14 protein-coding genes are annotated in these 20,942 nt (G+C 41.4%); 5 read left to right on the top strand and 9 right to left on the bottom strand.

The features are described 5' to 3' along the window. Nucleotides 1-23 precede the first annotated feature (23 nt). Both EYS08_RS03265 and EYS08_RS03260 read right to left on the bottom strand, forming a co-directional pair. Nucleotides 24-977: a hypothetical protein gene (locus EYS08_RS03265; RefSeq protein WP_131028423.1), complete on the bottom strand. Its 954-nt coding sequence runs from the start codon at nt 975-977 to the stop codon at nt 24-26. A 45-nt stretch (nt 978-1,022) separates the two neighbouring features. Further along, complete coding sequence (locus EYS08_RS03260) at nt 1,023-2,366, bottom strand: serine/threonine protein kinase (RefSeq protein ID WP_131028422.1); 1,344 nt, start codon at nt 2,364-2,366, stop codon at nt 1,023-1,025. A 772-nt stretch (nt 2,367-3,138) separates the two neighbouring features. Between EYS08_RS03260 and EYS08_RS03255 the strand changes: the two genes are divergently transcribed. Further along, complete coding sequence (locus EYS08_RS03255; protein ID WP_131028421.1) at nt 3,139-3,729, top strand: GIN domain-containing protein; 591 nt, start codon at nt 3,139-3,141, stop codon at nt 3,727-3,729. Between the two features lie 112 nt (nt 3,730-3,841). Here the strand turns inward: EYS08_RS03255 and EYS08_RS03250 are convergent, their stop codons facing one another. Further along, entirely contained in the window at nt 3,842-4,309 is a 468-nt protein-coding gene (locus EYS08_RS03250) for an Lrp/AsnC family transcriptional regulator (protein WP_057933797.1), read from the bottom strand. A 199-nt stretch (nt 4,310-4,508) separates the two neighbouring features. On the opposite strand from EYS08_RS03250, the gene EYS08_RS03245 reads away from it, so the two are divergent. The 4 genes from EYS08_RS03245 (at nt 4,509) to EYS08_RS03230 (ending at nt 10,781) form a co-directional block, all read left to right on the top strand. Continuing rightward, nucleotides 4,509-5,555 carry a PLP-dependent cysteine synthase family protein gene (locus tag EYS08_RS03245; protein WP_131028420.1) on the top strand — a complete coding sequence of 349 codons (1,047 nt, stop codon included), beginning with the start codon at nt 4,509-4,511 and terminating at the stop codon, nt 5,553-5,555. A gap of 28 nt (nt 5,556-5,583) precedes the next feature. Beyond that, the gene (locus tag EYS08_RS03240) at nt 5,584-6,033 is read left to right on the top strand and encodes a protein-disulfide reductase DsbD domain-containing protein (protein ID WP_131028419.1); all 450 of its coding nucleotides are present in this window, start codon (nt 5,584-5,586) and stop codon (nt 6,031-6,033) included. 16 nt (nt 6,034-6,049) lie between these two features. Further along, nucleotides 6,050-7,705: a protein-disulfide reductase DsbD family protein gene (locus EYS08_RS03235; RefSeq protein WP_131028418.1), complete on the top strand. Its 1,656-nt coding sequence runs from the start codon at nt 6,050-6,052 to the stop codon at nt 7,703-7,705. A gap of 142 nt (nt 7,706-7,847) precedes the next feature. Next, nucleotides 7,848-10,781, top strand: coding sequence for a M16 family metallopeptidase (locus EYS08_RS03230; protein ID WP_131028417.1), 2,934 nt, complete (start codon nt 7,848-7,850; stop codon nt 10,779-10,781). Nucleotides 10,782-10,989: 208 nt separating this feature from the next. Here EYS08_RS03230 and EYS08_RS03225 read toward each other — a convergent pair whose 3' ends face one another. From EYS08_RS03225 to EYS08_RS03200, 6 genes are all read right to left on the bottom strand, one after another. Further along, entirely contained in the window at nt 10,990-11,745 is a 756-nt protein-coding gene (locus tag EYS08_RS03225) for a glucosamine-6-phosphate deaminase (RefSeq protein ID WP_244215842.1), read from the bottom strand. Between the two features lie 88 nt (nt 11,746-11,833). Continuing rightward, entirely contained in the window at nt 11,834-13,030 is a 1,197-nt protein-coding gene (gene nagA, locus EYS08_RS03220) for an N-acetylglucosamine-6-phosphate deacetylase (protein WP_131028416.1), read from the bottom strand. A gap of 177 nt (nt 13,031-13,207) precedes the next feature. Beyond that, nucleotides 13,208-14,755, bottom strand: coding sequence for a family 20 glycosylhydrolase (locus tag EYS08_RS03215; RefSeq protein ID WP_131028415.1), 1,548 nt, complete (start codon nt 14,753-14,755; stop codon nt 13,208-13,210). Nucleotides 14,756-14,805: 50 nt separating this feature from the next. Further along, on the bottom strand, nt 14,806-16,314 hold the full coding sequence (locus EYS08_RS03210) for a CBM96 family carbohydrate-binding protein (protein ID WP_131028414.1): 1,509 nt from the start codon (nt 16,312-16,314) through the stop codon (nt 14,806-14,808). Nucleotides 16,315-16,326: 12 nt separating this feature from the next. Continuing rightward, a complete protein-coding gene (locus tag EYS08_RS03205; RefSeq protein ID WP_131028413.1) occupies nt 16,327-17,778 on the bottom strand; it encodes a RagB/SusD family nutrient uptake outer membrane protein in 1,452 nt (483 codons plus the stop codon). Nucleotides 17,779-17,789: 11 nt separating this feature from the next. Next, nucleotides 17,790-20,885 carry a SusC/RagA family TonB-linked outer membrane protein gene (locus EYS08_RS03200; protein WP_165456356.1) on the bottom strand — a complete coding sequence of 1,032 codons (3,096 nt, stop codon included), beginning with the start codon at nt 20,883-20,885 and terminating at the stop codon, nt 17,790-17,792. Nucleotides 20,886-20,942: the final 57 nt, after the last annotated feature.

The following is a 20,942-nucleotide window of genomic DNA, read 5'->3' as shown; positions in this document are numbered from 1 at the left end:
ATTGATAGCAGTTGCGACATAAGTTAGGATTTAAATAGGTTTATACCGATTATACCGTTGAGCAACATCCTGGAGTTCAGCGGCAAAGAAACCCATTGTGGTGAATTAATTTCGCTGCGTGGTACCAAAACCTCGTTCAAAGTAGTAAGTTCGCCGAAAGAAGCTAAATAGAAATTACCGTCTGTTTTGTTATAGCGGATGTGTAAGTGTGGTGAATTGGCCCATTCTGAGGCAATCTTGAAAATATTGGAATCTTCGCGTCCTTCATCGTTACCCGAAACGATAGTATCTTCTGTTTTAATCAGGAACTCGATTTTTTTGCCCGAAAACTGCTTGTCGGGTATGATGGCTTCCAGTCGGCCGAGAACGGCCTGATCCTTAGACGGGGTGGTATTACCATCAACATATTCCAATTGAGCATCGTATGGGATTTCCATATAACCTTCGCTGTAGTAAGTGAAGCCCTTTAAAATATCGTTGTTGATATCGAATGTCTGCGCAATACCCGTTTGGCGGGGAATGAATGTTACACGGAGATTTTCCGATTTCTGATTGTTGTCTGGCAGCAGTTTTCCGATAAAACCCTTATCGCCCCTTGCGTAATCGGGATGTGATACCAACCGAAATACCCATTTTGAGCCAGATGGCTCAACATTTTTCCCGGCTTGCCGGTGTTCTCTTAAAATCGCATAGAATTTTTTGACTGTTTCCTGTACGATTAAGCCCAAAATCCCTTGTTTATTGTCTATAAATTCACGGTAATCTTCAGCGTTGAAGGTGATAATGAATTCATGATAAAAAACGATGCGATCGGCAAAAGATAATTCCCTGATGGACTCCTTAAATTTATCTACAATAAAGCTGTAGATGGTTTCCGGAGTGAGTTGCTGTGCTTTTTGGTCACTGCTCTTGTTTTCATCGGTTAGAAACCAATCCTGAATACCGATACGCTGCCAGAAATTTGATTTTGTTTCCATAAGTTAAGGTGCCTATGTGGCGGTTGAGGGAAATTATTTTAAAAATTAAAACTGTACAGGACTCAATGAAGTATCAGGGTTAAGATCTTCTGTGCTATCGGCAGCTTTATCTCTGGCTTTTTTGATCTCTGCATTGATTGCACTATCCACCGCCCGCTTTGTTGCTGCTGCTTCAGCCAGCTTGCGCTGCTTCGCCAATCTCCTTCTTTCCTGTGCTGTGGTATCAACTGGCGGAGGGATCGAATCTATGGTTTGGACAGCTTGCTGTGCCTGTGGCTCGCTGCGAAACTGGGAATAGCCCAGAAAAGCAATCAATCCGATAATTGAGATGACCATAAGCGCAAACGCAAAATGAGGTAACATTATACCGTTTCTTTCCGGAACCTGCGCTGTACTTTCAAGTGTCAATACCTGTTTGCGGAGCATTTCGTTCTCCGCTTTGAGCGAATCCATAGCAGAATGGTCTATGGGTAAAACACTGCCCGATAAGCTTCCGCTAAGCACCGCTTCATGCAAGGCCATTCCATCGCTGTACCTGAGCATAGGATCTTTCTGCAGGCATTTTTCGATCAGTTTTAGGAGCCAATCCGGAACCTGCATCTCCCGGGTTTTCTGTTCCTCGGTCCAGCCCGTGGGTAAGTTTGCTTTGCGCAGGTTAATCACGTCAGGCACTTCGCTTTCCATATGACCGATCATTACCGAATTACGTGCGGTATCGCTATTTCCAGGCAGAGGAAAAGGAACTTGGCCTCCGAGTAATTCATATAAGATGATGCCATAGCTGTACACATCGGTTTGCGGAAGCATTTTACCTTCGTTTTGTTCGGGTGCCATAAACTCCACCGCGCCTGCATGCCGGATGCTACTTCTACGCTGCTCCTCACTCATAATGGCGAGTCCAAAATCCAGCAGTACATAGTTAGCTGTGTGCAAATTGTATTTAACATTATTGCTCTTAACGTCGCCGTGTTTTACGCCAAGTTTATGGCAGTGCTCAAGTGCAGCGGCCAGGTGTTGTGCAACTTTTATGACTTCGCTTAGCGTAAATATCTTTTGGTGTGGGGGTTGGAGCAGCTCACAAAGATCAGGTCCTTCTATATATTCCATTTCTATAAATGGGAAGGATCCGCTTTCTGTTATGCCGAAACTGAGCATTTTTACGACATTCGGACTGGGATTTTCATTTACCTTTAGCAACTTTGCTACCTCGTTTTCAAAATTGCGGTAATTTTTATCATCGCGGTTCTCGTTGTATATTGGAGTAGGGATTAATTTCACTGCAGAGTAAATTGCACCGATGCGTTTCCCTTTATATACCGATCCCTGTCCGCCCGTTCGCAGCGCTCCCAAATTCTCCAGTCCTTCTGTAATTGTAAATACTTTACTCATATTTCTCCTAATAACAATTATAAGGATTTTTTGTTGCCTATTAATAATATAAATATGATGGCCCAATCCTTTTTTTGCCTGGCCAGGAGGAAATTCCTACCGTTGCCGGCAGTTCCCGATGTATAACATCGGTTGGTTGAAATAATAACTGACGTTGCTAAAATAAAGTATCCAGGTTTCATCTTATTTATGGGGCCATTATTATGCCAGAACGCAGGTTGGTAACGCAACAAGGTCATTAGTACAAAGTAAAACGTGACGGGGCCGAACTTTCGCCGACTCATCTATTGAATTATATGCGTTATTTGGTCAAAAAAACAACTAAACACCAAAAAGAAGCCTGCAATCAATGATTTGCAGACTTTTAGTTTTTATCAATGATTTCTGATACTGATTCCAGTGGAGCCGAAGGGAGTCGAACCCTTGTCCGGTTGCAAAGCCGGAAAGGCTTCTGGCAAAATCATTAAACAATACAGCTATTAAAGGCTCACCATCACATCAGTCGACAAGCGCTTTTGCATTTTTTAATTCTTTTCGGAGTGTTCAAGACTTATCCTCAAAGTAAAAAAGAAATCTACTTCATCTCTCAGGAAAGAAAACCTGTAAAATTCATAGCGACCACCATCTTTTTGTCTCTGAATTCCTGGCGTTTGTCGATTAGCTTCCCAGGCTGGTATAATGCTGCGATTTGCGCTGAAACGTTTCTAGTAGTTGCACGTCTTAATATCAGAACAATCAATAAAAACATTATAAAAATTAAAACTCAAAGCATATGAAAACTTTATTCAAAACATTATTCGCATCATCTTTAGCATTAGTATTATCTACTTCAACAGTATTATCAGCTAACGCATCTGAAACCATCAAACCTGTTCATGCTTCAAAAGCATTAAGCTTCAAACGCATCAAAGTAAAAGGAAATGTAGAGCTGACCATCATACAGGGAAAACGTACCGGCATCAGCTATGCAGATGAAAACACTGGTAAAGTTAAGGTTGTACAGAGCGGAGATGGTTTAGAGATCACCTCGCTGGATAACAGCACCGCAAAACTTACCATTTACGTAAATGAGATCTATCGTATCCATGCAATGGATAACGCTAAAGTAAAAACACAGGGCAAAATCAATACGCAATATTTGCAGGTTTTCTTAAGCGGAAATGCATCATTGAATCTAAACTCACAAACTGACGGATTATATACTGTGATCGAAGATCAGGCTGATTTAACCTTAAGTGGTTCAACTGGCGACCATATGCTCGTAATGGGCAAAAAACAAAAGCTGACCATGGATAAATTCGTTGCAGCTAATACAAAAACCAGCTTAAACACGGAAAACGCACTAGCGTCACTTAGCAAATAAAAAAAGAATTATATTTTGGTTCAGGCGGTCTGTTTACGGACCGCCTTTTTGTTTAATCGACACAGGTCTGTTCTGGATCACTTCCACAACAGGTTTTTCTCCCTCTATTACATCAAATAGGATATGCCGTTTCGCTTTTAGGCTCTGAGAGTACAAAATAACTTTGAACAGTTGTGATATTGGGCAGCGTAGCGAGTTTGTTACGCAGAAATTCATGATAATCATCCATATCCCTGGTAGCGATACGGAGGATAAAATCGTGAGCACCGGTCATCTGCAAACATTCCATTACCTCGCCGAACTTAGAAACTTCGGTTTCGAATTCGATCAGGGTTTTAGCCGTATGTTCTTTCAACAGTACATGCGAAAAAGCGATCAGGTTTCTGTTGATCTTTTTGCGGTCGAGAATGGCCACAATCCTCTTAATATAGCCTTGTTCCTTTAATCGTCTTATCCGTTCATGGATAGTGGCTATAGATTTATGCAGCTTCAAGGATACTTCTTTATTGGTTAAAGAGGCATCATGTTGCAACAATTTTAGTATTTCTACATCAACCTGATCTAAATCTCCGTGGGTCATTGACGTTAATAAATTGAAAAAAAATATAATGGAAGTTAAAAAATCAAGCCAAAACTGAAATAAAGACTAATTTTTTATCAAAAAAACAGAAATTTTCTGTAAAAAACAACATGTGTTGATGTAAAAAATTATAATACTGAATTTTACCGAAATAAAAATGAATCAAAATAGCTATTGCTATCTGATGTAATCAACAGTTATGACCACAATAACAGCAAATAAAATGACTTCTGCCAAGGAGGGAAAATTCGAACATTTATCGCTTCTGGTTGGTAACACACCAATGCTTGAGCTCACCTACACCTACCAGGGGAGTGTAGGCAAAATTTATGTTAAATGCGAGCATTACAACTTAACTGGCAGCATTAAAGACCGGATGGCACTTTACACGCTAAAAAAAGCGTATGCCGAAGGTAAAATCAAAGCTGGTGATCGGATTGTTGAAGCCACCAGTGGCAATACCGGGATTGCATTTGCGGCCATAGGTAAAGCTTTGGGCCATCCGGTTACCATCATTATGCCAAATTGGTTGAGCAAAGAGCGCATGGATATTATTAAAAGTTTAGGTGCAGAGATTATTCTGGTGAGCAAAGAAGAAGGCGGTTTTATCGGCAGCATTAAACTTGCAGAACAGATGGCCGCAAGTGATCCAGATATTTTCTTGCCTAAGCAGTTCGAGAATATCGCCAATCCGGAAGCACATGAACATACCACAGGTAAAGAAATCTGGGAGCAGTTGCGCTTGAAAAACCTTTCGCCCGATGCTTTTGTTGCCGGAGTAGGCACTGGTGGAACTATCATGGGGGTAGGAAATTTCTTAAGAAAGCAAAATCTGGCCATTAAGATACATCCATTGGAGCCTGCAGAATCGCCGACTTTAACTACTGGTTATAAAGTAGGCAGTCATAGAATCCAGGGTATTTCTGATGAATTTATCCCCGAAATTGTTAAGCTTAACGAACTTGATGAAGTACTGCAGGTAAACGATGGCGATGCCATACTCATGGCACAAAAACTGGCCGAAAAACTTGGTTTAGCCGTAGGCATATCATCAGGCGCAAACGTAATCGGTGCCATAAAGCAACAACAAAAAATGGGTACAGAAAGCTGTGTCGTGACCATCTTTTCGGATAGCAACAAGAAATATTTAAGCACCGATTTAATGAAGGTAGAACCTGTTAAAACCGGATACATTAGCCCTGAGGTAGACTTTATCGACTACCAGGCCTTTAGCAGATTACATTAATCAGAACAATCAACAAATAAACCACAACATGAAAAAAATCACCATTTTATTCTGTGCCGTATGCCTGATCAGCCTTAGCACATACAGCCAGATTTTAAAACCTGTAACCTGGAGTTACGCAGCAAAAAAAACCGGGCCAAATACGGCTACTGTTTTCATTAAGGCGACTATAGACCAGGGCTGGCACCTCTATTCGCAATTTGTTAAAGATGGCGGTCCGGTTAAAACAACCTTTAGTTTTCCAGCGTCGGGCGCCTATACCCTGGTTGGAAAAACCATCGAACCAAAAGCCATAACCAAATTCGAATCTACTTTTAAAATGGACGTAAGCTACTTCGAAAAGTCAGTAGTGTTTCAACAAAAAGTAAAGCTAAAAGGCAAAACCGCAACCATTAAAGGCAATGTAGAGTTTATGGTATGCGACGATAAACAATGTTTACCGCCTGAGCAGGTAGATTTTAGTATTCCTGTGAAATAATAGCGTAACAAAGCATATGATATTCTTAAAGAAAATCTGTCTCGGTTTGCTGTTCTGCTGTGCAATATCCTTAAATGGATATGCACAGGACAGCACAAATACCGAAGAGCTAACTTTTACAGAGATTAAGCCAGAAGCGGTTGACAGTACAATTAAAGCAACTGATACTGTTGCTAAAATAGCTGCTTCTGTTCCTGCTGTTACTCAAAAAAACATTGCTCAACCAAAAGAAGAACACAAAACCTTGTGGGGAATTTTTATTGCAGGTTTTGTTGGCGGTTTAGCAGCTTTGCTGATGCCCTGTATCTTCCCCATGCTGCCCCTTACAGTAAGTTTTTTCACCAAGGGATCAGAAAAAGGAAGGGCTTTTCGGCGTGCGGCACTCTATGGCTTTTTCATCATCCTCATTTATGTGGTTCTTGGGCTTTTGGTAACGGTAATTTTTGGCGCCGATGCCCTGAACAGCCTGTCCACCAATGGTATCTTTAATTTTTTCTTCTTTTTATTGCTGGTTGTTTTTGCAGCTTCGTTTTTAGGGGCATTCGAAATTACCCTGCCCTCTTCCTGGGTAAATAAAATGGATGCCAATTCTGATAAGGGCGGCATTGCAGGATTGTTTTTCATGGCCGGAACATTGGCCCTGGTATCTTTCTCCTGCACAGGCCCTATTATTGGCACGCTACTGGTACAGGCAGCAACAACAGGGGCTTTATTAGGGCCTGCAATAGGCATGTTCGGTTTTTCTTTGGCCCTGGCCATTCCTTTTGCACTGTTTGCACTCTTTCCATCGGCAATGAACAAACTGCCAAAATCTGGGGGTTGGCTAAACAGCGTAAAAGTAGTTTTGGGTTTTCTTGAGCTTGCTTTTGCATTAAAGTTTTTGAGCAATGTAGATCTGGCCTACCATTGGGAGTGGTTTGACAGGGAAATATTCTTAAGCCTGTGGATCGTTATTTTCGGGATGATGGGCATCTATCTTTTGGGCAAACTCAAGTTTTCGCATGATAGTCCGCTGGCATTTATCTCTGTACCAAGGCTTTTTCTGGCAACAATAGTTCTTTCCTTTACCATTTACTTAATCCCTGGTATGTGGGGGGCACCCTTACGCAGTGTATCGGCTTTTCTTCCACCGCAGGAAACACAAGATTTTGACCTGTACACCACTGGGTTACTGGCAGGAAAACAAACATCAACAAATGACAGGCCGCATAAATATGAAGATAAGTTCCACGCGCCGTTAAAGCTGAATGCTTATTTCGATTATGACGAAGGTTTAACTGCAGCTAAAAAACTAAACAAACCTGTGCTGATTGATTTTACCGGCCATGCCTGTGTAAACTGTAGAAAAATGGAAGCTAATGTTTGGCCTGACAAGGATGTGTATAAAATGATCAACGATGATTACGTATTGATCCAGTTATATGTAGATGATAAATCGGAACTGGCACCAGCTGATGTAGTAATTACACCAGAGGGAAGAAAACTTAATACCATTGGTAAAAAATGGAGTGATCTGCAGGCCAGGAAATTCCAGTCTAACTCACAGCCTTTTTATGTACTGCTAGATCCCAATACAGAAGCATTACTGGCACAACCACAGGGTGCAGATTATGAAGTAACAAATTATAAAAAATTCTTAGAAAGCGGGTTAAACGCTTTTCATAATAAATAAAAACATACTGGCCATTGTAGAAGTATGGCCAGCAGTTAGTGATAGTTAAGACGACGATGTGGGCATTGCCGGATGGCATGCCCATTTTCACCACCAGATGCGTGTGATAAAATACACATAATCCCACCTTAATACCTAAACCATGAAACTTAAAATTTTTGTTGCCGTTATATTATCAATAGCAAATACGGTTGTCAACGCACAGTCCCTTTACCAGTGGAAAACGGCCAGCAGTGGCGGTTATACCTATAAGTACGTAACAAATGACCCGACCCGTTCCCGATTTTATACGCTCAGTAACGGATTGACTGTAATACTGTCACAAAACAATAAAGAACCAAATATTGTGTATAAAATGGCCGTTAGAACAGGCAGTAATACCGATCCCAAAACCAATACCGGTCTGGCACATTATCTTGAGCACCTTTTATTCAAAGGCACAGATAAATTCGGGACACTGGACTACGCCAAAGAAAAACCGTTGCTGGACAAAATTGAGGATCTGTATGAGCGGTACAATAAGACCAAAGATGGGCCGACACGGAAAAAGATCTATCAGGAAATCGACAGTATATCTGGCGTAGCTTCCAATTACGCTATTGCCAATGAATACGATAAAATGATGAAAGCAGTGGGTAGCCAAAGTACAAATGCCCATACAAGCAGTGAAGAAACTGTATACGAAGAAAACCTGCCATCCAATGCGGTGGAAAAATTCCTTGCTGTACAATCAGAACGTTTCCGCATGCCAGTATTCCGTATATTCCATACAGAGCTTGAAGCAGTGTATGAAGAAAAAAACAGAGGGCTTGATGATGATGGCACCAAAATGTACGAAGGCATGCTGAATGCACTTTTTCCAACCCATAACTATGGTCAGCAAACTACCATCGGAACAGTTGCACATCTAAAAAACCCTTCCCTGGTAGAAATCAGAAAATATTACAACAAATATTACGTACCCAATAATATGGCGCTGATTATGTCTGGCGACATCAATTATGATTCGCTAATTAAGGTCATAGACAGGAATTTCGCTTACATGGTTTCAAAACCATTTACGCCATATGAGCCTGCTCAGGAAAAAGCATTGACAAAGATTCAAAAAATTGACATAAACGGCCCAAGTGCGGAAAGTTTATATATTGCATACCGGGGCTTCCCCCAGAACAGTCATCAGAGTTTATTATTGGATCTGATTGGCAGCATCTTATCGAACGGTAAAGCAGGGATGCTTGATATAAATCTGAACAAACAACAAAAGGTTTTAAAGGCCAGTGCCGGATACAACCAGATGAAAGATTATGGTATGTTCATACTGTCGGCATCACCAAAAGCGGGACAAAGTCTTGAGGATGCTCAAAAGCTTTTGACCGGGCAGATCGAGCTGCTAAAAAAAGGTAGTTTCGATGAAGGGTTGATTAAAGCAACTGTTGCAAACATCAGGCTGGGCGAGTTGCAGGCTTACGACAGCAACGACGTGCGTGCAGATGCAACCATGACAGCCTTTATCTTAAACCGTGGTAAGGAATGGGACAAGATGCTTTCGTCGACTGATGCCATGGCCAGGATAACCAAGAAGGAAATTGTTGATTTTGCAAATCAGTTTTTCATCAATAACTATGTAATCGTGCTTAAACATAAAGCAGAGGACAAAAGCATTGAAAAAATAGAAAAACCGATGATTACAGCGGTAAAAACCAATGCAAACGAAGTTTCCAATTTCGCAAAGAACATCATATCCTCAGCAGTTAAACCCATTGCTCCAAAGTTTCTGGACTACAAAAAGGATCTCGTACAGGGTAAAGTGGGCATCGCCGACCTGATCTACGTACAGAATACCGATAATAGCATCTTCCGCATGGGTTACCGCTTTGAAATAGGTTCACACCATTCCAAACTTTTGCCTTATGCCGCCCAGTACCTATCCTTTTTGAGCAGTGACGAATATACTGCTGAAGATATCAGTAAAGCATTTTACAATATCGCCTGCAGCTACAGCGTAAATATGGGCACTGAGGAGACCATGGTTTACATCAGCGGTCTACAAGAGAACTTCGACAGGGCAGTAAGCTTGTTAGCGCATCTGCTCTCCAACTGTAAGCCAAATGAAGCCGCCCTTGAAGATTTCAAAGCTCGCCTGCTGAAAACAAGAGACAATGCAAAACTAAACAAGAACTCCATACTTTCAGGACTGATGAGCTATGCGCAGTATGGCAAGGAAAATCCATTTAATTATGGGCTGAGTAATGATGAAATCAAAAATTTGAAGTCGGCCGACCTAATTGACATCTTGCATAAGCTGGGAGACTTTAAACACACCATCATCTACTATGGGCCTAAGCCAATGGCTGACCTTACAGCGCAAATAACAAAACTGCATAGATTGCCAGGTTCTTTCAGCGACATCCCTTCAATCAAAAAATTCAACTATGAACCGACCAATGCCAACAAAGTGTACTTCGCCGATTATGATATGGTTCAGGCAGAAATCCGGTGGATCCGTAATGCAGGATTGTACAACCCGGCCCAAAGAGCGAAAATCAGTTTATTTAATGATTATTTCGGCGGAGGTATGGGCTCTATCGTGTTTCAGACAATCAGAGAATCAAAGGCCTTGGCCTACTCTACCTTTGCCATGTACGCCTCACCTAACAGTAGAGATAAACAAAATTCGGTAGTGGCCTATGTAGGTACACAAGCCGATAAAATGAATGAGGCAATTGCTGCGATGAACGAACTGCTGAGCAGCCTGCCCGAATCGCAAAAGGCATTCAGCCTATCAAAAAACAATGCTTTGAGTGAACTCGAGGCCGAAAGGATTAGCAAAGACGGGATAATTTACACCTATCTCGCGGATAAAAAACTAGGCTACGACTACGATTCAAGAATAGATGTCTATTCTGCACTGAAGCCGCTGGGTTTCGATGACCTTAAGTCTTTTCATGAGCAGAATATTTCTGGTAAAAACTATAATTACTGCGTTGTGGGTTCAGAGAAAACCATCAAAACGACCGATCTTGAAAAACTCGGAACATTGGTTAAACTGGATTTATCTACCATATTTGGTTACTAAAATTAAACAATAAACTGAAGTCCCAAGGTCGTTGATCGTTGGACTTTTTCATTTAGTCATAGGGCCTGCGGGCCAAGATGCAATCATCTTTCAAAAGCTGAGATAGATATTGGCATTGGCGCAATTAAGCCACTGGATGCATGCCCTAGCAAACGGTTATCTACAGGAAAAATGACTGGCGGGCTAAGATTTTGAACTGGTGTAAAAGTTAGAGGATGTATTTTGCACTATCGGGATCTAGAAAAACAATTGTTCCCTTATGTTCGCGTAGTATTGTAGAGGGGAAAGCAGTATCAATTGGCTGCGTAAGCGTATTAAGAACAGCCTGTGCCTTTGTGCTGCCCGGAACTACACAACTAATTACTTGGGCACTTAATAATACCGGAATTGTTAGCGTTAAAGCTTTGGCGGGTACCCTATCCAAACTGGTAAAACAACCATCATTAACCTGTTGCTGCCGGCAGGCAAGATCAAGGTCGACCACCTTTACTTTCCTGGTATCATTGAAGTCGGCAACGGGCGGATCGTTAAAGGCCAAATGACCATTTTCTCCTATTCCCATGCAAACGATATCAGTTGGATAATCTTCAAGAAGTTTTGCATACCGATCGCATTCTTTTTCCAGGTCATCAACATTTCCGTTAAGGTAATGAACAGATCTGAAATCGAAATGGTCGAAAATCCGTTCCTTTAAAAAGTTGCCAAAACGTTGAGGTGCCGTATCTTCCAGATCAACATATTCATCCATATGAAATGCATTTACACTTTGCCACGGTATATTTTCGTAGTAAAGTGCCTTTAAAAATTCATTTTGCGACGGCGCCGCGGCAAAAATAATATTGACCGTATTTTTTTTCCTTAATACAGCATTTATGGCAAGCGAAAGACCATTTGCGGCAGCCTCACCCATCGAATTTCTAGAATCGTAAACCCTTACTTCGGGTAATTTTAAATCTTTTAGCACTGCTAATTTTATATAATAATGAACCAATTTAACGAAGGAAAACCAAATACCAACAAGAGACAATCTTATTTGGCATTATGAATTCGGGCTATTTAGAAAACAGCTCGTTGGTGTAAATATTTTTGCCCTTAACCATGGTAAGCAGAACATTGATATCATCATCAAAAATCACAATATCAGCATCTTTCCCGGCAGTTAAAGATCCTTTAGCATTTTGTAAACCCATAATGGTGGCCGGGGTTAAAGAAGCCATCTTCACGGCATCAACAATGGTTGTATCAGCTAAGGAAACCATGTTTCTCACCAATCTATCCATTGTTGCCACGCTTCCGGCAAATGCACTCCTATCGGTTAATTTAGCTACATCATCTTCAACAATAACTTCAAGGCCATCCTTTTTACTGCCAAGTTTACTTAAACCCGGCGGCATTCCTGCTGCCCGCATGGCATCGGTTATAAGCGCTATTTTATCTGCACCTTTAATTTTCAGCACAAGTTTGAGCAGAGGGGGCGGAAGATGAACACCATCGGCAATAATTTCCACCGTCATATCATCAATTAAATACGCACTTTCAATTACTCCGGCGTAACGGTATGCATTTCGCCTGGACACCCCCGACATGCACGAATAAAAATGCGTGGCATGTGTGAAACCATTTTCGAATGCAGGCACTACTTCTTCATAAATGGCATCGGTATGTGCAATAGATGGCAATATATTTCTCTCTTTGAGGTATTGCCCAAACGCTATGGCGCCTTTAAGTTCAGGAGCAGCGCTCCATCTTTTTATATTATTGGAACGGGCGATAATACCTGTATACTCCTCAATATTTGGTACCCTTATATATCTTGCATCCTGAGCACCTTTCTGTTCCATAGAAAAATAAGGCCCCTCGATATGGATTCCAATAAATTGTGCCCCACTGTGGTTTACGCTATCTGCTTTTTCATACACATCTAAAGTATCGATCAGGTCCTGGTATTCGCAGCTTAAAGTGGTTGGCATTAGCGAGGTGGTTCCATGTTTCGCGTGCAGCGCAGCAATAGCCAGATACCCATCAATTTCATTGTCCATAAAATCATGACCACCACCGCCATGTACGTGTAAATCGATAAAACCTGGCGAAATATATTTTCCTTTGGCATCGATTACAACTGCTCCGGGAACATTGATATCGATGTGGTTAACACTTTCAATCTTACCATCTCTGACAATTACACAGCCCCCATCGATCACCCTCAGTGGAGAGATTATCCTTCCGTTGTGTATTTTAATTATATTCATTTTTGAACCTTTCATTATCTATAACGTTTCCACTCCTGCCTAAACCATTAGATGCCCGAAAACGGAGCCGTTTTGTAAAAGGTGCACGCTGTGGATATAAACTGCTGTTGCCAGGGAGCAGAAACCACAGAACAACAAATGTATTAACCCGATTTATCTCACCTAAACCATACTTCATCATCTTATTCTTTTCAATCTGGCCAGTAAAACATTCATCCGGGCATTCCTGTATTCTATTTCCTGAACAATTTCGGCCGGATACATCACATCTTTATTCAGATCAGCGAACTTCTTATCGAGCGAGCTGCTTTTTAAAGCCTCCAGCCCCTGGATTAAGCTTTTTATTGAATCTTCTTTCATATCATCAGCATTCGCCCGCGATTCAATTAACTGATAAGAAAGATACTGAATGCGTATATCAGTCATCAATTTATAATGTTCAAATTCCTCAGCATTTTTTTGGGGTTTTAGTTTAGACAAAACCGTACCGGCAATTCTGGTGCTATCCAGTAGCTGTTGGATGGAAAGGTTTGTGTTTACAGGTATGCCCTGGGTAATTTCGAAAGGAACCGCCGATATTGCATTCCAAAAAGCCTTCGAGGCGTTATCGTCAAAACCATACCTGGATTTGGCGTAGTCGTTGATAAAACTTTTGTAATCCAGGGGTTCATCTTGCTTAATGCCCTTTAGAAAGGCAGCTATCAGCATATTAAAACCACTGATGGGATATACACGCCTAATTGCATACAGATCCGAAATATCCCTGGTGCTTTCGAAAACAGTAGAATATAAACCCGAGGTAGACCATGAGGTCATTATAATGCCTTTATATCCAAACTTCCTTGTCATCGGCACAAAATCCGTAATGTTCTTAAAATGTTTTTCCCATTGGGTTAGAAAGTAATTATCGGGATGGCTTCTAATTGCCGGTGCTCCCCATATTTCAAATCCGCTCTGCATCAGTTTCTGATGATCACCGAACATGTTGATGTCCCAACCATAGTTCCAATCCACAAAAATGGTTTCCTTAGGGAGACCCTTTAATGCTTCGGGGTATTTTAGTGCGATATCTGCCCATAAAACCGGTTTTTTTCCTAAACTTACAACCACATCGCAAAGCATTTTAATGTAATCGCCATATAAACGACCAATGCCAACTGCTTTTATCTTCTTTTTAGATTCTTCACCATGGCCTAAAAGGTAGGTTTCATCGCCACCGATATGGATATAAGGTGAATTGTGGGTTGATATTAAATCTCTATACAGGGTAGTAAAAAGTTTTTTTGCTGCCTCTTCCCTGATTGGATTAACTTGCGAATAATCCTTTTGGTCTTCCCGAAGATTTTTAAACTTTGTATTTCTTAAAATATATTCCACATGTCCAAAACTTTGTTGAAGCGGAATTACATCAAGCTTAATCCCATTACAATAGGCAATAAAAGACTTCACTTCTGCTCTTGAATAGGCATACCTGTTCGGAATCAAAGGTTCATCCTTAAAAGGATAGGTACCTTCCCACTCCATAATCAACGTATTTATTCCGCCTTCGCTAAGCTGTAGGGCCAGTTTTTTAAGTGCCGGCATTGGAATCGCCTGAATGCGGAGATCCAGGTGGAAGCCTCTTACCGGGAAAGGGTTTGGATTTCCAGATCTTCCGGATTGAATTGCATCAGACTTAAAAAAAGCCGTACACAAAAGTAAAATCAGCAAAATTTTTATTTTCATATGCTATATTTTAACCCAATACATCGCCAGGACAATTGGGATGTTATGGTTTAATTAATGACAATATCCAGGCTTAATTCATTTGCGAAATACCCTCCGTTATGATCTCTTGCCTCGAAAACAATCTTATCGGCATTGCCTGTACCACCGTAAAGATATTTTACAGCACCCTTTGCAATATCTGTCTGAGAAAATGAAGCATTGGCAGAAAGCGGAACCCCGTACTTAACCAAGTATCCAGCTGTTGGAACCTGTTTAATGGTATAAGTGATATTCTTGTCATCTGTACCTGTCATTTGTAAATTGGCGATGGTTAAAGGTACAATTGGTTTGCTGGCAGATACATTAAGCGGGCTTACCTGCCCAAGTTTCAGTAAGGTTATTGGCGGAGAGGTTACAGCTATATAAGCGGCAAAACTACCTGAAGAAAATTCCCTTGGCCTAAGTTTGATAAAATTATCGACATTATGCCTTAGAAAGACATTGATAAAGCTTCCATTATTTGCATAAAGCTGGCTAACAGCCGAGGTAACATCAAAAGAAACCCACCCCACAGTAGCACCCGGAACCGGAATGGTTGACATGGCCACCGAATTGTATGTTGGTGCATTGTTCCAGGTAATGGTGCTTTCTATCCAATCTTTATTCTCGCCCAGGTGTGCAGAAAAAGAGTAAATGGTTGAAGGGGTAAGTCCGGTATTATAAACATATACAAACATTTTGGCTGCTCCGATTTTATCCCCAAAGCCCGGTTTTGTTAAAGGAAACTGCATTACCCCTATCCTACCCACGGTAGCATCGGCTGAGCTTACAGCTTTTAAATCCATTGTTGCGGCATCATTGAAATTGGCGTTATTATTACCGTTTCCGCCACGTATATAAACATCCTTTGTTACGTTTATTTTTTCGGTTACCACATTTCCGCCGGGAATTGCATCATCAGGCTTTTCATCAAGCAAACGGTAAAAGGTAAATTGTGCCGTTACCTGCGCCACGCCATTGCTAAATTCCAAATCCTGACTCCTTACCACAGCCGCGGTAGAACTTAAAGATGAGTTTTGGTTGATGGTTAAAATATATTGATCTGAACTACTGGATGATCTACTGTAATAAATAAAATTGCCGTTAATGGTTTCCATTTTTTTGGATTCGCCAAGGCCAATATCAGTCGACTTCAATTTTCCTTTTATGATGAGATCTTCAAGCAGGTTTTTGAGTATGATCGGAGGAACCTGATCTACAGATGCATAACCAATAGTAGCCAGCAATTGTTTCATGGCTGGATTGGTTAAAAATACGCTTGTATAACTATCACTTGTACCAAATAAATCCACTAAACCCGCTCTTTTTACGGCAGCTGAAAAAAGATCCAGTTCGGTAAGATCTGTACTATGATCCGTAAGCAAAAACTGCTTTATGGTCTGCGCTTTGAGATTGGCTCCAGCTGCCGCTCCATCACTATCTTCATTTTTCAATAGTTCGAATTTGCTGCAGCCTGCTGCAACCAGCAAACCTGTACAGAAAAACAGTGTTTTTAAGTAAAGTTTTAAATTTTTCATCTGTAGCCGTTTTTATTGATAATATGAATTTTGATCTAAAAGTGGGTTTAACCTAATTTCGGTAAGATTAATGGGCCACAGGAAATTTTCAGGATTTGAGATGCCATTTATCGGTCCAAGAACTTTCAGGGCCTTACCGGTACGCACCAGGTCATACCATCTTTTGCCCTCGTAACAAAGCTCCCTTGCACGTTCGTCCAAAATAAGGTCTTCAATCTGATCAGTTGTCAAACCTGTATACGATGCTGGTGTGTATGCTACAGCTCCAGCCCTTGTTCTTATCTGGTTAACCAAAGTCATTGCGCCTGCAATATCGCCTGTTTTGTTCAGCGCTTCTGCCCGTAACAGCATAATATCTGCCAGGCGGTAAACAATAATATTCTTATCATCCTGCGTACCACGAACAAACCCCGACTTTTCAAAGAACTTGACAATTCCCGAATTGGTATCAAAGTTCACTTTCGATCTTAAATCTGTTGAAGTAAACTTACTGGAAAGATAACCGCTTGCTTTGAAAAATGGCTGAAACCCTAAATCCCCATAAACGGTAATCAGGAATGAGCGTGTTGCCCGTTCCGAAAAGTTGTAATCAATTTCAAAAATCGACTCTGATGAAAATCCTTTGGTAAACATCTGGGCATAGGCTGTATTATCTATCAGCGCAGGGTTAACATTATAATCTATTGTTGAGGAGGCACTATATAATGCCGTTAAAGCGTAAGTAGAATTAGATAAGATTTTCTGAGAAGCCGTTAATGCGTTTTGATATTGATGCCTCCACATGTAAAAATCGGTATATATCGCATTTACGGCCCCCATGGTAAACTGCGCCCTTGTTGCTGAAGCTGTAGAATAAGAAGCGGGTATTGCCGCAAGTGAGGCAGAATCTAAATCCGCCTGAATGCGGGCGTATACTGCAGCAGTATCTGAGCGGGCAATACTTACATTCTGGTTAGCATCTGTTAAAGGTTCGGTCACCAAAGGCAGTTTGCCCCAGATACGCGTCATATAGAAGTAGCAAAAAGCCCGAATGGCAAATGCCTGTCCCCTAACGCTGCTATAGTCGGCAGCCTTGCCTAAATACAAACCTTTATTTTTCATCTCCGAAGTATTCTTTAAAATCAGATTACTTTGATTAACAACCTGGTAAATGCCATTCCAGCTAGTAATAGGCAAACTCGAATTAAGGTTATTGGTGAGTAGGTTTAAGGTTTGGGAGCTCAGGGCCAATGGGTTTAGCGCCACATTATCGGCCCTGCCCTCGCCATACAAAACAGATTCTGGTGCCATTGCGCCCTGCATCAGATTATAAGCGCCATAAAGCGCTGCCGTTGCCTGCGAGGTTTCAGTCCAATAGTTGGAACTGGAATATGATGTTGTAGGATCTATCTCCAACGCCTTTTTGCAGCTTCCCAAAAGAAGCAGTCCGATTAGCATGAAGCTGTACATTTTATAATCTTTCATTTTCGTAATATTTAAAGACTAAAGTTTAATGATAAATTATATGTTCTGGTTCTAGGGAACGAACCTCTATCTACCCCCACTGCCAGTGCATTTGTGGATGAACTTACTTCTGGGTCATATCCGGTATACGAACCGAAGGTTAACAGGTTCACCACTGAAAAGCCAATGTTGGCATTGCTGATTTTTAGTTTATTTAATAGTTTAGAAGCTATTCTATAATTTAGTGCAACATTCTGTAGTCTGATAAAAGAACCATCTTCGACAAACCTATTGGAGATGGCATAATTCAGCATAGGGTCGGTTTTCACCAATTTTGGCACATCTGTTACATCGCCCTGTTTCCTCCATCTTCTGAGCTGATCGGTTGTGAGGTTCTGATCATACGGCGAAGCATCCAGGTTTCTTTTTACCTCGTTAAACACATCATTGCCAAAACTGTAGGTAATGAGCGTTGAAAGTGTGAAGTTCTTATAGGTAAACTCGTTCTGAAAACCGCCTGTAAAATCGGGGTTTGGATTACCGATAACCTGTAGATCAGCATCATTAATAATCCCATCGCCATTTACATCTTCCCAGATCACATCTCCACCTTTATATACTGCGCCATTGGCCGAACCCTGGCGGTAAGGTGTTACAGCTCCGGTTGTAGGGTTTTTCTGGTAAACATTATCCGCATCGTAAGCATAAACACCAAGTGCTTTCAGTCCATAAAATACACCAGCCGTTTCGCCAACCCTTGCCATGTTGTAGATATTAGGCCGGTAGTCCTGATTTCCCGGAAGGGAAAGAACCTTATTTCTGTTCAGTGAAAAGGTCAATGTAGAATTCCACTTAAGTGCACCATCTAGATTAATTGTTGACAAGGTAAATTCGAGCCCCTTATTCTCAAGGCTTCCAAAGTTTGCAGGCACTGTAGCATAACCTGTTGTGCCTGGCACCGCAACATCAAATAAAAGGCCTGTAGTTTTTTTCAGATAGGCATCTGCAGTGAAGCGGATTCTATCATGGAGAAAAGCTAAATCCAGGCCTATATTGGTCTGTTTTGTGGTTTCCCACCTCAAAGAAGCGTTGGGTACGCCATTACTTACAATGGCAACATTGCCCAAATAAGTGCCTGGGGTATAAAAAGAGCCTTGCCAGGCGTAATTTCCGATCGACTGATTTCCGGTAACGCCAAAACTTCCCCGCAGTTTGGCATCGGATATAAAAGTGATTTTTTTGAACCAATCCTCCTGCGAAAGTCTCCAGCCGGCCGAAAAGGAAGGAAAATAACCAAAGCGGTTTTGGGCACCAAACCTCGACGATCCATCAGCACGCATAACTGCAGAAAACAGGTATCTGCCTTTATAATCATAGTTGGCCCTACTAAAATAGGAAAGCAGGCTATGTTCTTCTATATTTTGATTGTACAAGGATACCACCGAAGTTCCGTTTATAGAGGTGATGGTTGCATCAATCAATCTCCTTCCGATTACATCCACATTGTTATCGGTAAATTTTTGATAGGACTGCCCCAATAAAAATGTCAAATGGTGGTTGTTTGCGATGGTTGCCCTATAATTTAAAGTATTCTCGTTGATAAACGAATAATTTTTACCGGTGGTCAGGTAAGAAGAACTGATCTGCCCCTGTGGCAAAAGTGCCTGAGGCGTAAAGTTTGTTTCTTCGGTATTGGAATAATCCAGCCCCAATGAGGTTTTAAACTCCAGGTCTTTGATAATTTTTACTCTAACATCCTGATTACCAAAAATCCGCCAGCGGTTTATTTTATTTGCGGCAAGCTCCGATATTGCGATCGGGTTGGGTTTGCTTCCCTCAAGCAAAGGAATAAGCTGGCCGGTTACGGGATCATATGGTGTGTAAACGGGCATGGTACTCAGCGCCTGGTAAATTGCACTCTGGTTACTAAGGCCACTGAGAATTCTATTATAGTCATTGGTAGAAATGTTAAAATTAGTGTTGCCAGAAATAACTTTATTTATGTTATAGTAAACTTTTGCCGAAGCAAAGGTTTGCTTAAATTTCGTATTGATGATGATCGGATCAATATCCTTGTAACCGGCACTGATAAAATAGTTCATATTGTTATCTTTCGAAGCGCCCTTTATACTCACATCTGCCTTGTACTGGTAGGCCGAACGGTACATCAGGTCCTGCCAGTTGTTTGGCTGGGAATAGTAAGGATGCAGGGAATCGATTACGGAAACCTTTGTAGTTTGTGCCCCGGTAAAATTATAGATGGCATCAATAAAAGCACTCCTGAACTGGCTTGCGTTAAGAACACCGATCTTTCTGGTTATATCGGCCACACTTCCATTTGCAGATACCTGGATTTCAGGTTTTTTGGCGTTCTTCCCACTTTTTGTAGTGATGATAATCACCCCGTTTGATGCGCGGGAGCCATAAATCGACGCGGTACCATCTTTCAGGACCTCAATAGATTCGATATCTTGCGGATTCAGATCAGCTAAAGGACTGAAAGTAGAAGCATCATCTACCAATCCGCCCGCATACGTATCTGAATTGATGGGAATACCATCTACAATGTATAATGGCTGACTACTTCCATTTACGGAAGAGGCACCACGGATTCTGACGGTTGCCCCTGCTCCCGGCTCTCCTGAATTGCTCGTGATCTGAAGACCGGCAATTTTGCCCTGTAAACTACTGTTTACATCGCCAAGGGCATGACTATCCATTTGCTTTGCCGAAATAGAGCCTACAGCGCCTGTTATTTCTTTAACCTTTTGGGTACCATACCCCACATTAATGGTAACCTCGCCCAGTTGCTGTGCGTCAGGAGTAAGTTTTATATCCAAGGTTTTGCGTTCGCCTATATTTATGGTTTGATTTTTATAACCCAGATAGTTGAACGTAATTACTGCACCCTGGCTCACCCTGATACTGAAGTTTCCATTTTTATCAGTTGCCGTGCCCACATTGGTTCCCTGAACCCTTATCGAAACCCCAATAAGCCCTTCATTGGTTTTATCTTCACTAACCTTCCCGGTAAGCATGAAGGTAGGTACCGGGGCGGTATTAACCTGGGCAGCAGCACTCCAAATAGAGAACAAGGCTACAACAGCCATCATGTATATTTTTTTCATATGCATTTTCTATTATCAGTTTCGCGTTTGGTAACTATTAATCAATTTATCCCCGTG

The organism is Pedobacter kyonggii (assembly GCF_004310665.1).
In the GTDB taxonomy this organism is placed as follows: domain Bacteria; phylum Bacteroidota; class Bacteroidia; order Sphingobacteriales; family Sphingobacteriaceae; genus Pedobacter; species Pedobacter kyonggii.
This window is presented reverse-complemented; position numbering and strand designations above follow the sequence as displayed.

Coding starts and splice junctions, on each gene's coding strand:
- EYS08_RS03265 (WP_131028423.1), bottom strand. CDS start 977: ATGGAAACAAAATCAAATTTCTGGCAGCGTATCGGTATTCAGGATTGG.
- EYS08_RS03260 (WP_131028422.1), bottom strand. CDS start 2,366: ATGAGTAAAGTATTTACAATTACAGAAGGACTGGAGAATTTGGGAGCG.
- EYS08_RS03255 (WP_131028421.1), top strand. CDS start 3,139: ATGAAAACTTTATTCAAAACATTATTCGCATCATCTTTAGCATTAGTA.
- EYS08_RS03250 (WP_057933797.1), bottom strand. CDS start 4,309: ATGACCCACGGAGATTTAGATCAGGTTGATGTAGAAATACTAAAATTG.
- EYS08_RS03245 (WP_131028420.1), top strand. CDS start 4,509: ATGACCACAATAACAGCAAATAAAATGACTTCTGCCAAGGAGGGAAAA.
- EYS08_RS03240 (WP_131028419.1), top strand. CDS start 5,584: ATGAAAAAAATCACCATTTTATTCTGTGCCGTATGCCTGATCAGCCTT.
- EYS08_RS03235 (WP_131028418.1), top strand. CDS start 6,050: ATGATATTCTTAAAGAAAATCTGTCTCGGTTTGCTGTTCTGCTGTGCA.
- EYS08_RS03230 (WP_131028417.1), top strand. CDS start 7,848: ATGAAACTTAAAATTTTTGTTGCCGTTATATTATCAATAGCAAATACG.
- nagA (WP_131028416.1), bottom strand. CDS start 13,030: ATGAATATAATTAAAATACACAACGGAAGGATAATCTCTCCACTGAGG.
- EYS08_RS03215 (WP_131028415.1), bottom strand. CDS start 14,755: ATGAAAATAAAAATTTTGCTGATTTTACTTTTGTGTACGGCTTTTTTT.
- EYS08_RS03210 (WP_131028414.1), bottom strand. CDS start 16,314: ATGAAAAATTTAAAACTTTACTTAAAAACACTGTTTTTCTGTACAGGT.
- EYS08_RS03205 (WP_131028413.1), bottom strand. CDS start 17,778: ATGAAAGATTATAAAATGTACAGCTTCATGCTAATCGGACTGCTTCTT.
- EYS08_RS03200 (WP_165456356.1), bottom strand. CDS start 20,885: ATGAAAAAAATATACATGATGGCTGTTGTAGCCTTGTTCTCTATTTGG.